At 36.6% G+C, this 17,119-nt stretch carries 9 protein-coding genes; all 9 read right to left on the bottom strand.

The annotated features are described in order from the left end of the window. Window positions 1-238: 238 nt before the first annotated feature. Entirely contained in the window at window positions 239-649 is a 411-nt protein-coding gene (locus HHL23_RS21760) for a VanZ family protein (protein ID WP_317174731.1), read from the bottom strand. Next, window positions 591-968 (bottom strand): glycine cleavage system protein GcvH, encoded by a 378-nt coding sequence (gene gcvH / locus HHL23_RS21755; protein ID WP_169236838.1) that lies wholly within the window; start codon window positions 966-968, stop codon window positions 591-593. Before gcvH ends, HHL23_RS21760 begins: the two co-directional genes overlap by 59 nt. Window positions 969-1,099: 131 nt before the next feature. Further along, window positions 1,100-4,612: a T9SS type A sorting domain-containing protein gene (locus tag HHL23_RS21750; protein ID WP_169236837.1), complete on the bottom strand. Its 3,513-nt coding sequence runs from the start codon at window positions 4,610-4,612 to the stop codon at window positions 1,100-1,102. A 2-nt stretch (window positions 4,613-4,614) separates the two neighbouring features. Then, entirely contained in the window at window positions 4,615-5,508 is an 894-nt protein-coding gene (locus HHL23_RS22655) for a hypothetical protein (RefSeq protein ID WP_228464929.1), read from the bottom strand. A 128-nt stretch (window positions 5,509-5,636) separates the two neighbouring features. Next, window positions 5,637-12,599, bottom strand: coding sequence for a T9SS outer membrane translocon Sov/SprA (sov, locus tag HHL23_RS21740; protein WP_169236840.1), 6,963 nt, complete (start codon window positions 12,597-12,599; stop codon window positions 5,637-5,639). Between the two features lie 57 nt (window positions 12,600-12,656). After that, a complete protein-coding gene (gene ruvA, locus HHL23_RS21735) occupies window positions 12,657-13,241 on the bottom strand; it encodes a Holliday junction branch migration protein RuvA (protein WP_169236836.1) in 585 nt (194 codons plus the stop codon). A gap of 180 nt (window positions 13,242-13,421) precedes the next feature. Beyond that, a complete protein-coding gene (locus HHL23_RS23010; RefSeq protein WP_423738663.1) occupies window positions 13,422-13,619 on the bottom strand; it encodes a bacteriocin-like protein in 198 nt (65 codons plus the stop codon). A gap of 146 nt (window positions 13,620-13,765) precedes the next feature. After that, the gene (locus HHL23_RS21730) at window positions 13,766-16,054 is read right to left on the bottom strand and encodes an NADP-dependent malic enzyme (RefSeq protein WP_169236835.1); all 2,289 of its coding nucleotides are present in this window, start codon (window positions 16,052-16,054) and stop codon (window positions 13,766-13,768) included. A gap of 16 nt (window positions 16,055-16,070) precedes the next feature. Then, window positions 16,071-16,922 carry a BadF/BadG/BcrA/BcrD ATPase family protein gene (locus HHL23_RS21725; protein ID WP_169236834.1) on the bottom strand — a complete coding sequence of 284 codons (852 nt, stop codon included), beginning with the start codon at window positions 16,920-16,922 and terminating at the stop codon, window positions 16,071-16,073. Window positions 16,923-17,119: the final 197 nt, after the last annotated feature.

Here is a 17,119-nt window from a genome sequence, read left to right as displayed (position 1 = left end):
GCATTTTCATAAATAGTATCGCTTATCTAAAAGCTCTTCTGTGCTACCAAAGAACTTCCGTTTTTCAGTGGGGCAAAGATAACAACTTATTAATACGCAAAACAAACTTATTTAACATAAAGTTCATAGCAAATTTATAATGGGGATAAGTATCTACATAAACTTTTAATTTATAAGACGTTAGAAAGAATCTGTAGTTATCCACAAGGGACCAATGCGAAATAGTAAGAGTTATGAGTTAGAAAAAACGCTTGATTAACGCCTTATATATATAGTATCCGATTAAACATCCTATAGTATCTGCTACGATATCTAGAGATTCCATGGATCTGCCTAAGCCCATCTCCTCCTGAAGGATTTCGGTAAGGAAAGCATATATAAGAATAATCTGAAAGAAATAAGAAAATTTTATTCTAGGGAAAGTGGCAATGAAGCAGAAACCCAACATTGCAAATATGCTCAGATGTAAAACCTTGTCAATACCATTGAACATAAACCAATACTCTTGGTTCTCTTCACCGGGCTTGAGGAGCATATAAGTAAGAAATGCCCAATAGATGGGCAAAATCTTACTAAATATTTTTGAAATCTTATCCAATGATTGCCTGGTATTCTTCTGCCGTAAGCAGTTCTGAATGATCTGCACCATCAGCAAGTTCTAATTTAATGATCCATCCGTTTCCATAAGGGTCTGTATTTAACAGCTCAGGCTGATCTTCCAATTGTGAATTAAATTCAATAACTTTTCCAGCAATAGGCAAGAATAAATCTGAAACAGTTTTCACCGCTTCTACACTTCCAAAAACAGCTGCGCCTTCAAGATCATCATCTACCGTATCTACATCTACGTATACAATATCGCCAAGTTCTCCCTGTGCGAAGTCTGTAATACCGATTGTAGCAACATTACCTTCAATCTTGATCCATTCGTGATCTTTCGTGTACTTTAATTCTGATGGTGTATTCATTTTAATTTTTATTTTGTACAAATGTATTCAAAATAATAAAAGGTTCAAAGAGGTAATGAATATCTTGAACGAATTTTAGAGTCAAAATAAAAAATCGCTGCCGAAGCAGCGATTCCCTATGTCTTAAATTATTATTTCTTTATGACTTTGTTAGGAAAAGATTTTCCATTTGAATCAATTAAAGTAACCATGTAAATACCTGCCGGATACTGTGACACGTTAATTTCAATCATAGTCTTTGATGATATATCAAGAGTTATAATTTTTTTTGCCTCAATTGAATAAACTTCCAATGTTTTAAAATGTTTACCATTGAGATCAATATTAAGGATGTCTTTGGTAGGATTTGGATAGATTTTATAGTTTATATTTTGTAGTGATACTTCATCTTTTGCTATATATACTATTTCTCCAAAATGAGCAGAGCTTGGATTTCTTATTCCCTGTCTTAAATAAAGTTGTTGAAAATATTGTCCCAACTTAGGGTCAAGCATATCATCAAATGTAAATGAACATAGAGGAATATTTGCATTTGTAATATTCATTTGAGGTACAGCATGAAACTCCGCTCCCGTAGAAGATGAAACAGAAAATCCAGGTTTCATAAAAATAGCATATTTTGCAACTGCTTCTACCCTCTTATAACCTTCTATTTGCTTTGTAAAATCAGATAAAATAATGGTTTTATTATCTAATGAATTAATATTTACATTCATATGCTTAGCTTTAAAGATATTATTATTACCAAGTATTCTATTGGTATAATCTTCCTTTCCAAAGCTCATTCCATACCAATAGGCATCATTCGTCAGGTCTTTAATCATATTATATCCTGCAGTATTTATAGTATTGTTATCATAAATTGTTTCAGGATGAAATAAATATTCTAATTCTCGTACATTTAAAATATTCATTCCTGATTTTACGGTATATTGTAATAGATATTTATCATTAATAGCATAATCATAATCTTGAAAGAAAGTTTGAGCTTTTTCTAAAGCCCAAACTCCAGCTGGATTTTTTGCAAAAACAGCTATCCGTATTGGGTAATTTGGTGATTGATATGACGGTTGACTTTTATATCTTAATTGAATTATCTTACCATTAATAATATGTGAGGAATATAGTGTCCAGCCATACACATCAAAATCTAAATTATAATCTCCGCCCAAATTAAGATGATTGGTTGAACTATTACTTAAATCTATTTCTACAATACGATTAAATGGGTCTCCCTGGCTCTTATGTATGTAATTAATATAAAAACCATTAGAATTACTATTGCTTTTAGAAATATTTAACACCTTCCATGCAGATGAATACATATTAAATGGTGTGTTATTACTGTTGTATAAATTAGTAAAGGTCTTGAGTAAACTGTAATTGGGTGAATTAGCTTGAAACTGATAGACTCTTATTTTATTGCTACCACCTGTAGAGTAGTAATCCATGTCTGAAAGGAAAAATTTATCATCTAACATTTTAATATCAATAAAGGGAGTAATTGTTTGAGAATTTCCTGAAATCCAATTTCCATTATTATTATACCAAGAATACAAAACTCCTTGATAATGGTCAATGACCACCAGTCGATTATTCTCGTAATAAAACTTTAGATCAGAATGGTCAATAAAATTTTGAAATAATGTTTTCCAGCCTTCAAAAACCAATTCCTTGTTTACAATTTTATATGATTGTACTTCTTCATTATAATTATTCCCCACAGCATTATATAGACGTACTATAACTCTATTGTCACCAACTCCAATAACTGAAGCATTTTGATTAGTCCCAAGACTAAGCGGATTCTTCATTTGAATCTCAATATCTTTTATATATTGTAGTTTGTTACAATCTACAACTTTATATATTCCTGAAAGTATCAGCTTTCCACTTATAGGATCCAATAAATTAAGTCTAGTTGCAATAACATTGTCATTTGATAATTTTAATAGTGGATTATTATTGTTTTGATCAATCGGGACATAAATTTTTTTACCAAATGTCTGTGATGGGTGAACACTCGCTCGATTAATATCAACCGCCTGATCAAATGTTAATGTCGTAGATCCGCTTGGATTGACTATTATAGGAGCTCCAATAGAAATATCATTAGAAGGACAATATGGCCCAATGGATTGTATTAAACTATTATTTGGATCTAGCCAAGCCGACATTTGTGGATAGTTACTTGAAAAACGAGAATATCCTGCAGGAGCACAATCCCAAACAGACTCTCCGCACATCCAATAAAAATTATTTGAACCACAATACAAGTCATTATCAGAAGTAGATAAAGAACCAATTAATCTATGCTGGCTGTTAAAGAGTGGACCACCAGATGAGCCTCCTTCTACGACTCCAGTTTTAAAAATAACACTTAAAAAATCGCCTACAGATAAGGGAGTATAATTAGCTGTTGTAGGATAAACATGCCTTGCTAAAGAAATCTTTTTTGCATCTCCACTTGGGTGATGGATACTATACCTATCAGTAGCAGTATTTATGTAAGAACTAATATTATTATCCCATCCGGCATAACATACTTTATACCTTGTCAATACCTCTTTTGTAGTATTTAATTTTAGTAATGCAAAATCTCTCCAAGTTTTAGGGCTGTCAGCCAATAATTCACATCCTAAGACAGAATTATTTGAAACATTCGACGGAGCATTCGAACCATTACTGTCACAATTAGGAGTTTCATAATTAAATAGTACTAGCAGTTCATTTTTCCAATTAGCATTCATTGTATTTGATGCTCCAACACAATGCTCTGCGGTTAAAAAATACGGAGTTCCATCTTGTTTACCATTATTTACTAATGTTCCTGAGCAACTAAAAGTATACCCCCCAGATAACTTCTTGTAATTAGCTAAAACTAAACCTACAGATTTAATATTCCTTGCAAGATCATTATTGCCATTACCAAAATTACAAACAGCATTTCTATTACAATCTCCAGAACTTCCAAATGCTCCTCCCTTATTAAAAAAATTTTTGAATCCGTGTACTACACTCTTTAGTGTAAGACTGGGTACCTGTGGAGAATCTATAGGATAAGATAATTCCAGATAAATTTTACTCCCAATTACCGGCTGTGTCATAAAGCTGTAACCTTCTTTGACCATTTCTTTAGGATTGTTATTAGAAGTAAAGGCTCCTAAAATCATTTCTCCTTCACTATCATAAAGAAAAAGAGTCGCTCCCTTAGGTAAATTATAGTTTTTAAAATATGCCTGCAGTGATTGAGCATTATCTGAAGAAATTTCTACAATATTATAATATCGGTCTTGATATTTAAATCTCTTATTAATATCTGCAATATTTGCATCACTATCTACAATTTTACCATAAATATCAATGCCTTTATTCTCCTTTAGTTCAATTTCGGAAGCCTCTTTTTTTATATCATCATTATTTAAATCAGGTAGCTTTATTTTATCAATAACAGTAAATAGACTCGTAATACTTATCGTTTTCTGATCCGCACTCTGTATATAAAGATTATCAAAAATAGCCTTTTCTTGCCATCCTACCTTATTAGTGAAAAACAGATTAAAAGTAGGTTCACCGGCTTCACTTTCCTGAGAAAACAATAAGGTACTTAAGAATAAGCAAAAAAGGAATATGTTTCTTTTCATCATTACTTTTTAGTGTTTATCTGTTTTTTCAATACTTCAATTTCACCTGCTTGTTGCTTAAGTTGTCTATTCTGCTCAATAATATACAATGTAAGTTCTTCAATCTTCTGAAGAAGTTTGATCTGAAACTCTCCAATATTAACCCCTTCTTTTTCCATCTGTGCTGCCGATGCAATCTCGGGAAGATGCTTTTTCTCTTTAATATGCTTTTCTATCTCTTCCAGTTTTGGTAAGTTATAGTTTTCATCAAAGACAAAATCAGCTGTAGGAGTAAGTGTTACCTTTATTTCTTTTGCTTCGAATTTTCCTTGTAGAAAAGCATTTCCATTTGCAGCAATTTTCATTATTTCATTCATAGCTACAGGCAAATTCAATGCGATGAGTTGTTGCGGGGAACTTAGAAATTTAATCCCATCATCGTTCAGTATCATAGCTACTTTAGAGAAGTTCAAAGTTTCATTACTGGATAGCCATCCATTGGCTATATTGTTATCCGCCTTTACCCCAAAACTCATGTAACTAGCAGCTGAACTTCTCAGAGATCCCCAATTATTTAGTGATCCGTTTTCATACCGAATTGAAAGTGCATTAACACCTTCCGTAGCGTGTGTAGAACCAGTTATGATATTACCTAAAACATCTAATTTTTGACTTGGAGAGGAAGTTCCTATTCCGACATTCCCATTATTTAATAATTGTATACCTATCCCTGCAGAAGTCTGCAGTTTTATTCCTCCATACCAGTTGATATCCAAACCATCAGAGTTTGATACAGGATAGTGACCCAGATAATAATGAACAGGATCAGAATTTCCGTAAAGCTTATCAAATGGTATATCTTGGGAGAACATTGCCTCAAAAGTAAACAGACTAAAACTTAATAATACTTTTTTCATCGTTTTTTTAATTTTCAGCAAATATACCACACAAAATATGAAAATTATAAAATCGGAAATTAAAACTAAAATCCCCTTCTTGTTCAGAAAGGGATTTTAGTTTTAGCAATTATATGTTAATTTCTTTCTTAGAAACCACCACCTGAGTCTCCAAATGTAAATGTTGCGGACAGACCTGCTCTAATAGTAGACAGCGGGAACGCCGTTGAAATTTTATACTTGGAAGTCATTTGCTCGTAGAATACTCTCAGGTTCAGATTTTCAGAAACGTTGTAATCTGCGGAAATCTTTATATTCATGAGTTTCTGTCCTCCTGTGATTTGTGAATCATTTAACAGGATATTCATGATAGAGGTTTTGCTATCTCTCAGTGAGATATCTCCCCTGATGTTAAGGTCGCTGCCTTTTCCTCTGGATCCTCTTGTATTGGCCATTCCTAATCTGAAGTTTTTCACAATATATCCAAGCCTTACTACATATTCTGAATTGGAATCTTCGGTAAGGGTATGGTTAACCAATCCTAACAACATCATTCTATTTCTGTTATACTGAAGTCCGAACTGCATATTGTTTCTCATAGTAACATCTATCCCGATAAGTGGTGAGAATGATTCTACATAACCTACCTGTGAGAATGTAAACGGATTGATATAATCATTATTCACATCAAATGCATTTCCTCCTGAAAGTCTGTTAAAATAATCAATACTTGACTGGATTCCGGTGGCTGTATACGTTGCCGTATATCCATGCAGTAAATCAAATTTCGAGAACTGACCATTAATAATCGGAATATTTCTTAAACCAGAGTAGGTGATCTTCCAGTTTGGAATCGGAATTCCTGCTTTCTTCGCATTTCCAATCTGCTTAACGGATTTCCCTTCTACGGCAGCTCTGAATGCTGGGATCAGTACATAGGCGTTGGCAATACTATAATGTTCAGCAAAGCCATCAGCTGTCAATATTTCCCCAATACCCAATTGCTGTGAAAGTATCATTGCATTTTGTCTGATCGCCTGATAAACGGCTTGGGGTTCTTTGAATGATGTTTTAAGAAGCATCACAGAGTTGGAATATGTCACCTGATCATTGGCGAATGCATAATCGTGATTCGCGGTTCCAAGATTATTACGGTTATTAAATCCAGACTGTGAAAAGTTTCTATTGTAGTTATGGAGTGCAATAAGGTCAATCCTGAAATCATTCATTGGAACGATCTGTAAATTGGCCCTTAATTCCCTGGTCGACATCTTCACATAAGGATCGGTCATATAAGGTGAGTCACTTACCCATCCATTTTCCAATACTGTTCTTCTGATATCAGCCTGAGATCCAAAAAGGAATCCCATGGTAGGACCTCCCAGCGTCTGGCCATACCCATACATATTCGGTGCTGAAAGCAATCCAGGAATTACTGTTCCGTTATTTTCAGTGTAGTTAATGTCTAACTGTTTGAATGACGTCAATAAAAACGCTGCGCTCTGAAGTATTGTGAGTTTATTCTTGAATTTATAGCTCTTATATTTATATCTTTTTTTCTCCCACTGCTGCGTATACGCATTGTTCAGTGAATCAATTTCCTGCTTACGTTTCTGCAGTTTTGCTGAAATATTCTTGAAGTATTTAAACTGTCCGAAGAATTTCGGAATATCTGCAGTAGCTGTAGCCTGAATCACATTTGTATTCTGTCCTACGGAACCTAAGCTACCTTCCGGACTTGAAAGAAGTGCGGTAGATCTGGCATTCCAGTTGTACGTAAGTCCATAGCCTACTTCTGCATCAATGAAATCTAAGTATGGAAGGTACTGGAATGGCAGTTTGTAGTTCAGCTGTACTCTGTGGTTGTACAATACCGGTCTACCTGCTCTGAATACATTTCCAAAAATGGATTTATCATTCATTCCATTCACATCTACATTATCGTTAAGCGTTCTTGTCGCAGAATTGATTTCAAGTTTTAATGATTTGGTGAAGTTGAATCCTAAACCGTACTGCCATCCGAAGAAGAAGTTTCTGTTCCTGATTGCAGCAAAACTGTCCCCTGTATTTCCACTTAAGATCGCTTCAACATTTCTAAATTCGAGCTCGTTGTAATTTCTGTCTACTTCAGTTCTGAAAGATAGTCTTGTAGGAACCGGATTGAAATTAAATTCTTTAACCCATTTCAGATATTTTGTAGATTTTGCCGTATCACTGATCATTTTGTTGAAAGGCTTAATTACCCACGGCTTGAAGGTATAGTTGTAATCAACATAACCTCTCAGATACTGTCTGTAGTTTCTTGAAGTGTAGATGTCTCTGAAATAATCATCGTTATACACCGCAGTTACAGAAACGTTTTCAATATCGTAGAACTTGGGTTTTTTATTTGGATTTACCCTTTCTTTATGCATATTGACAACGCCAATACTTCTTTGCTGTGTATAAGTTCTTGCTACCTTTTTCAGCTGTTCTTTATTGGCAGCCTTACTGAATTCCACATCAGTATCAAGCGGATTGTATTTCGGATCCTCGATTGTCTGTGAATAGGAATAGTTTAGTGGAATTTTAACCCCACTTTTTTCAGGAAGGAATTTATCTACATTAATAGCGGTATTGATACTGAAGGCTGATTGTGTAGACTGATTTCTCTCTGCCGGTTTTGAATCTATATTACCAAAACCTACTGAGGTATAAGAAGCACTTGCATTTACGGTTGCAAAATCTCCAAGGTTAAAGTTTAAGCTTGCATTACCTGCATACCCGCCATCATTTTCAATTTCAGAAAGACGGATCTCATTCACCCAAAGAATTCTGGTTATGGAGTTGGAACGGTTTGTATTTCTTACCCCAATCATAATAGTCGTGATATTTCCTAAACTCGGGCGTCCTTTGATATAAATTCTTTTGGAATTATCTCCGAAAACATTATCCATTATTCTATCAACAATATTCGAGGAGCTTTTATCTCTTCTGATCTTCGCATCTACAAAATTCTGGATTTCAAAATCAACGTTGTTTTCAACAGGCCATATTTCTAAGGGAGTGGTTGCTGTGCTCTGAGTCAGCATCATTTCAGATTCATACTCATAATAGTTATCTGTAGCATCACTTCCGAAACGAATAAAGAATTTAGATTCCTTATCAATACCCTGATCTCTGCTGATTGGATCCTGAGCATGTACAAAAAGTTTAAGCTTTTTATATCTTCTCATGTCCAGTGTTGTATTTTTGAACACCCCTCTTGCTTCTCCGGCAAGTCCTTCTACTTTCATATAAAGTGAAGCTTCATTCTGTCTCTGTGCACCAGCATTTCCACTCAACACCTGTCTGTCGATTCCCGGAGGCAATACATACGGAGGTTGATTTAATGCATTCTCTTCAATGTTTACACTTCCTACTTCGAAGTTATTATTTTGAGCTAATCCTGCACCTTCCTGTTGTGAACTCACTGATGGACTGGCAATCTGATTTGGATATCTTCGCCAGTCAGATCTTACAAGATCCATCGTACCGAATCTTAACGTGGAAGTATTCTCAAAGCCTGCAAGCATTAATCTGGCAAATCTTACATTGTTCAGTACAGATGCGCTTCTCTCTCCTTCCGCATCAGTTTCCGCATATTTTGAAACCGGGATTCTGAACAGGTACCATTTCACATCTGAGCTCTGTCCGTTCTGGAAAGTAGCTTTTACCGTTTTCACATCTACGATATTATTCTGTCCTAATGCAAGGCTTGGTTTATCTAACTTTACAACATATTCATTATAACTTTCTGTCTGGTCCAGGTTGTAATCTTTGTTGATATCTTCTGCATCCGGAGTCTGTGAAGCCACCTCTAAAGAGTTGGCCTGAGAGTTTCCTTCCGGGTTTCTGAAGTATTTATATCTCTGAACAAGAGATGCCGCCTGGTTACCTGTGAATTTATCGGACATAAAAAACACAAAATCATCTACCGCAGGGTCAACGAAGTTGGTTACCGGGTTAACGAATGTATTTCCGAATCTCATAGATTCCTGATCGGAGTTTAAACCGTCATATCCTAAATCCTGGGATCTTCTGTCGTCGCCTTCGCTTGAGAATGCATAAAGGATAGGTGGTTGCTTCGGCTGTACTCCCCAATTAGAGGTAGAGGTAGTAGAAGGTGCTCCAGGTGTAGGAAGACCATTTTCATACTGCATCTTGCCATCTTTCAGGATATCTTCGGAAACGTTTCCTAACTGAAGTAAAAGTCTAGCTCTGCCTCCCAGGGTCGTTCCATCCGCATACGGATCCATCATCCAGAATTCAACATATTCAATATTTGAATTAACGAAGTTGGAAACACTGATAGGCCTCATAATTCCCGCCCATCTTGCTGCTGCTGTTTCGGATCCCGGGTTGACGTTGTAAGGTCCTTTTTCCTGAGGATAGTAAGATATATCTAGGGTATTTGTGAAGGTTTGTTCACCTGCCACAAAATCTCTGTTATTATAAATTTCGGAATACTGAACTCTTCTGGATGCGTGGTTGGAAACTGACTGTGCCGTAATTCCTGCAGGTGCTCTTCCTCCTACTCCCCAAAATCTCGGATCAATATTATACCAGGATAAGAGTCCTCTTCCGTAACCACTTGTCAGGGCGTCATCAGCCGGTACTCCGTTAAATGGAGCTGCAAGATTTTTTTCAGGTCTTGAGGCAAGACTCCATGCTGTAGGCTCTTTTAAGGAGATTTTAGAAGTCGTCTGTTCGAAGTCATCTACATAAGACTGGTCATTTGTTCCTTTATTAAGTCCCGGAAGCAAATAAGCGGCTTCCATTTTGAAGTTCAGGTTTGACGGAGCTTCTGTATTGACAAATGGGATCTTATCTGTCAGTCTGGTCAGGAAAGGAACCTGATTGTTGTACATCATATTGATCCCGGCCATTGTATTATTAACAGCCTCCTGCCCATAGTTTACTTTCTGGGTAAGCGGAGATTCTGAATAGTTTACAACGGTTCCACCTAATATAAAGTTTTCGTTGAATCTTCTTTCTAAGTTTAGACCCAAGAATCTTTTTCTCTGTGTATTAAATGTAAGCTGATTTTCCAATGAGATGTTGATAGCCTGTCCTGACTGTTTCACATTCTCGTTGATCACCGTTACTGTACCGAGCATGTAGTCTACGGTATAGTCTACTCCTTCTGTCAGCTGAACACCGTTTGCAGAAACTTTTACAGATCCCTGCGGAACGTTTACGGCTCCAAGAGAAATCCCTTGTCCCTGTGTTCCTTTGTAACGACCTTCTATCGTGTATCGTTGTGGTATATTTGAAGGGGTTATTTTTTGTTTATCATAAAGATCATGAAGTACATATTGAGGGTCGTTTCCAACCAAACTTTGCATATAATCTCCAAACGGTTGAACTTTAGTGAAAATTATTTTTCCTGTCTCAGCTCTAATCGTAATCCCGTTGACAAAATCAAAAATACCATCTCCCAACACACCACCATTGGCTTGAATATCACCATTCATGTTAAGTCGGTCCCAGTTAAATAATTTCAATAAATTTTTATCTTGGACGCTGGTCCCTGGAAGATAATTTACCTTGCCCCCTGTTTTTTGGTCTCTGTAGAAAATGTTAAGAATAAAGCCATCCTGTGCTACCTGTCCTGCATCCAGAGAATAGATGTTCTTCATCATCAGGTCCCACATTGGAGACGCTGTATTCACCTTATTGTTTACTCTAAGAACTTTGGTTACCAACACCGGGCTTTCTTCGGAGAATTCCCCTACTTTATACACCTTATTGGTACCGTCCGTATAGGAATATGAAACGGCTAAAAGCTGGTTATCGTTCAGCTTCTGGTTTAATGAAATATATCCTAACTGAGGCTGTAATGTATATTCATTAGAATTCAGTCTTCTTGCTTTTGTATTGAAAATAAACTGCTCTCCGTTATCATAGGGCTGTAAGCTTCCCGGAAAACTTTGCCCCTGAAAAGTTGTTGCATAGTTTTTACCAGCTTCTCTTGGTCCTATCGCTGCATTAATAGATGGGTATAATCCATTCTGGGAATTGTCCGGCAATCCTGAAACTCCTTCTCCCAAATCTCTAATACCAATAATACTTTTCTGGTAAGCCAGATTACTGTTCCCCTGATCGAGTACCCAGACTTCCAATCTGGTAATGTTTACTCTAGAATTGATCTGTGGATAATTAGCCAATGACTGGTCATAATTATTCAGGAAGTAATGCCCCAGGAAGAAGTGTTGATTGTCTTCATAATCAATCGCGTTGACTTTAAAGTTATTCATGACACCACCACCCTGTACTACAATATTTCGGGCTTCTCCCTGCTGCTGGGAGAGAACTACGGTTCCGTAAGTTTTTCCAAGCTGGAATTCTGTCTTAACCCCGAATAATGACTGCGAACCACGGATAAGACTGGTAGAAAGCGGCATATTAACGTTACCGAATTCTACTCTTTTTATGATTTTATCTTCTCCTCCGGCACTGGGTTTATCCAGATCTCCAAGACCTTTGGACTGAAGATCTTTCCAGTTTCCTTTTGCCTGCCACACGAGGTTCATTCTATTTTCAAATGCGAAACCACTCTGGGTATCGTAATTGGCTTTCAACTGTAAGTTTTCTCCTACCTTACCTAATAATCCCAACTGTATCCTCTGATCAATATCAAAAGTAAAACTGGTCCTGTTTTGAGGCAGAATCAGTGGGTTATCAATTTTTTGGTAGAGTCCTGCAAAGTCTAAAGAGGCATATCCGGAAGGAATGATCTCAATTTTATTGCTTCCGAAAATAGTTTCAAACAGCTTGTTGTTGATCATCAGAGACGGGATAAGCCCTTGTTTCCGGGCATCAGTTCTGTCTCTTCTGAAAAGAAGGCTGTATTTATCAGATTTCTCTTTGTAGTAAGCTTTTGTCTGGGTAGCGAGCATAAATTCTTTATACTCTTCGGGAGACATGGCTGTGGGAGGGCCGGTATAGGTATTTCCAATTTTAGGATATACATAATACATTCCGGTTTTTATGTCGTAAAAGGCCTCGTACCTTGTGGGGTCGGCCAGTTGATAATCTTTCTTTATGATCGCAGTATCCCGTACCTGTTGTGCAAAAGCACTTACAGACATACACAGGAACGACAGGAACAAAAATATGTTGAGATGCTTATTATTCGCCACCAAATGTTAAATGTTTTTTAAAATTTGTTTTATCAATTCTTCTACTGAGATTTCCGGATTCTGCTTCATCATTCGGTCTGCTATCTTCTCGCTCATACGTTTCGGGATCCCTAAAACTTCTAATGCAGATAACGATTCTTCTTTGACTTTATTATCTACGAACGCAGAAATATTTTCCGCGTCAATGCCGAATTTCTGGACTTTATCCTTCAAATCTACAATGATTCTTTCTGCGGTTTTGGCCCCTATCCCTTTAGCTTTTTGGATCAGTGCACTGTTCTTGGAAAGGATGGCTGTAGCAATCTCTTCCAGGGTTAAAGTGGAAAGAAGTATAAGAGCAGAAACAGCCCCTACTCCGTTAACGCTTATTAACAGATTGAACATTTCTTTTTCTGAACGAGTGTTAAATCCAAAGAGAAGATGAGCATCTTCCCGTATGATCTGCTGAATATATAAAAATGCAGGCTTATTCAGGGCCAGTGCCTGGGAGGTCATCAAACTAATGCCTACATAGTAACCAACTCCTTGTACGTTGATCACTGCGTAAGTGGGTGTAAGTTCTTGAACGCTGCCTTGTAAGGAAAATATCATTATTAATTTTTAAAACTCCCAAATATAGTAATTTAAACTAATTAATATTTTCATTTCAGGCACGAATGGCTTTTAACTTAAATTTTGACTGGAAATTCAATGAATTCAAATAAATAGAGTAAATACAAAAAACCTATCTGAACAGATAGGTTTCATCATTAAATGAGCTTAATAAATATTCTAAGGATTTATATCCAAACACATACTTATATTACATGCACCATTCACGCAAGTTGGTGTGCAGCCTACTAAGCACAGTTGCCCCTGAGATGGAAGACAATAATAGCCTCCTTCCGGAGATTGGATAGGTTGACTTCTTGGTCCTCCTCCATTGATTTGTTTCAAATTTTCTCTTGAAAGTCGTGTGATGTTTTTCATAGTAAATATTTTTTTGATTCGTATAAATATATTTATTTTTCTATAAAATCATTATACTTATTTAAAATTTACTATAAAATAATAATAAAAAAGCAGTACACAAGGTTTAGTGTACTGCTTTTTATTCACAAAAGATAGATTCTTTATTATTTTTTGTTTTCTCTTCTTTGGGCATCAAGAACTGCTACCGTAGCCAGGTTTACGATTTCATCAACGCTTGAACGCATCTGTAAAACGTGTACCGGTTGTTTCAGACCCATTAAGATTGGTCCGATCACCTGTGCTACTTTCATTCCTCTGATAATCTTGTAAGAAAGGTTTGCACTTTCAAGATTTGGGAAAACGAAGGTATTGGCAGGGGTTGTTCCCAGTTTTGAGAATGGATAATCACTTAAATGATCTGCATTCATTGCAAAATCCGGCTGAATTTCACCATCAACCACCATTTTAGGGTATTTCTCATGAAGGATGCTTACCGCTTTCGCTACTTTTTTGGAAGTCTCCGAGATTGCTGCAAAGTTTTCGAAACCAAGCATGGCGATTCTAGGTTCTATCGCAAAAGATTTCACTGTAATTTCTGCCATTTTAGCAATATTTACAAGATCTTCTGCCGTAGGATTCTGGTTGATGGACGTATCCGCAAAGAAAATAGGTTTCTTTTCTGAAAGGATCATCATCATAGCCGCTACTTTATCTACTCCTTTATCTTTCTCGATCACTTCTAAAACAGGACGAAGCACCGAGGTATAGTTTTTAGAGAAACCAACGATAAGACCGTCTGTATCTCCATGTCTCAGCATTAAAGGACCGAAATAATCTCTCTGACGTACATATCTTTTCGCCTTGTACTCGTTCATTCCTTTTCTCTGACGAAGTTTCCAAAGTGTTTCTCTGTATCTTTTTCTGTTTTCCTTCTGATCATCGTCGCTTGGATCAATAATCGGGATATCCAGATTGATACCGAAACGTTCCATCTGTTCTTTGATGTATTTTTTATCTCCTAAAAGACTTGGGAAAGCAATTCCTTCTTCGTAAAGAATCTGTGCTGCTTTCAGTACGTTGTATTCTTCAGCATTTCCTAAAGTGATTCTCTTAGGATTCGATTTTGCACGGCTCTGCATCATTCTTACCAGCTTCTCGTCTCTACCCATTCTGTCCAGCAGCTGGTTTTCGTATTCTTCGAAGTCTTCAATGGTTTTTCTGGCAATACCGCTTTCGATAGCTGCTTTTGCTACCGCGCTGGATACTTTGGTGATCAATCTGTTATCAAACGGTTTTGGAATAAAATATTCTCTTCCAAACTGTAAATTCTGAACATTATAAGCCAGGATTACCGCTTCAGGTACCGGTTCTTTTGCAAGATCTGCGATAGCGTGTACGGCAGCCAGTTTCATTTCTTCATTGATTCCTTTTGCCTGAACGTCTAATGCACCACGGAAGATGTAAGGGAATCCTAATACATTGTTCACCTGGTTAGGATAATCACTTCTTCCTGTTGCCATAATCACATCTTTACGTGTTGTAAGGGCAAGGTCGTAAGCAATCTCAGGATCCGGGTTTGCCAAAGCAAAAACGATAGGATTCTCCTTCATGCTGGAAAGCATTTCCGGAGTCATTACATTTCCTTTTGACAGACCGATGAAAACATCTGAACCTTTTACGGCATCTTCCAGTGTTTCAATATCTGTATGGGCAATAAAGTCTATTTTTTCAGACGTAAGGTTTTCTCTTTTGTGATTGATCACTCCTTTACTGTCGCACATCAAAACATTTTCTCTTTTCAGACCTAAAGAAATATATAAATTGGTACAGGCAATAGCAGCTGCTCCAGCTCCATTGACTACCATTCTTACTTCTTCGATCTTTTTATTAGCGATCTGAAGTGAGTTGATCAATGCAGCAGCCGAAATAATGGCCGTTCCGTGCTGATCATCATGCATTAAAGGAATATCAAGTTCTTCTTTTAGTTTCTGCTCAATATAGAAAGCTTCAGGCGCTTTAATATCTTCAAGGTTGATTCCTCCGAATGTAGGAGCAATCCCTTTTACAATCTGAATAAATTTATCCGGATCTTTTTCATCAATTTCGATATCAAAAACATTGATATCTGCAAAGATCTTGAATAAAAGACCTTTCCCTTCCATTACCGGTTTTGAAGCTTCTGCTCCGATATCACCAAGTCCAAGCACTGCGGTTCCGTTAGAAATTACAGCTACCAGGTTTCCTTTCCCGGTGTAGTCGTAAACAGTTTCCGGCTTATCGTGGATCTCCATACAAGGAACTGCCACCCCTGGTGAGTATGCCAATGATAAATCTCTTTGAGAAGAGTGAGGCTTCGAAGGGATAACTTCGATCTTTCCTTTAGGTTCGGCTTTATGATAATCTAACGCGGCCTGATTAAAGTTCTTTTCGTCGCGGTGGGTTTTACTTGACATAGAATTTTGGTTTTTATTAAAGTATATACTTAATATGGTAGTCTACTAAACTTTCGATTGGTTTCTGGACCACATGTCCAACATTTAAATGAAATTCTTCCGCAACAGAGCGTAGAATATCTTCATAATAATAAGCGATAGAGCCGATGAAATTGATCTCGGCATCTTTTGATTCTTCGTAGGGAATCACCTGGTATTCAAAGAAATCTTTCATCTCTTTGTATACCATATCTTTAAAGTAAGGATGCTCCTTTCTTTCGATGACAAATTTGTTGAAATCAGCCAGGTAAGCGTTTGGTCTCGGGCTGTGATACATGTTTTGCAATGCGTCTTCCACAGTCAGTGTATAATTCTGCTCAAATTCTGCAAGAAGATCTGCCGGCAGTTTTTGCATAAAATATCTGCGCACCAGCTGTTTTCCAATAGCACTTCCGCTTCCCTCATCTCCTATGAGAAAGCCAAGGGAAGGCAGTTTTATTTTAAGGTTTTCACCGTCGAAATAGCATGAATTTGAACCTGTTCCTAAAATGCATACCACAGCAGGTTTCCCGCCATATGCGGCATATGCTGCGGCCATAAGATCTTCTTTCACAACTATTTCAGCTTTTGTGAATATCTTCTTCAATTCTTCTTCAATGGTTTCGCAGTTTTTTTTCACACCACATCCTGAACCATAGAAGAAAATCTTCGTTATGGAATTTTTGACCAGTATAAGGCTGCTGTTCTTTTCTATTTCAGAAACAATAAGTTCCCTGTTGATAAAGTTTGGATTAAAGCCGATAGTTTCTGTTTTTAAAAACACTTTTTTGAAGTCATCAAGTATCACCCAATCTGATTTGGTAGAACCACTATCAACAATAGCAACCATATTTTACATTTTAGTTTAAGGATGCTAAATTATGAATTTATCTTTACATAGCGTTTAAAAACAGACTGGAACAGGGCAAACGCATGATAGAAGTCACATAAGATAGTATATAATTGTTTGATAATAAATAATTTATCATTAGTTTGTTGAGATAAAATATTGTATATTCATCTGATAATCAATAAATTAATTCATTA

It is taken from the genome of Chryseobacterium antibioticum (genome assembly GCF_012927325.1).
GTDB lineage: Bacteria > Bacteroidota > Bacteroidia > Flavobacteriales > Weeksellaceae > Chryseobacterium > Chryseobacterium antibioticum.
This window is presented reverse-complemented; position numbering and strand designations above follow the sequence as displayed.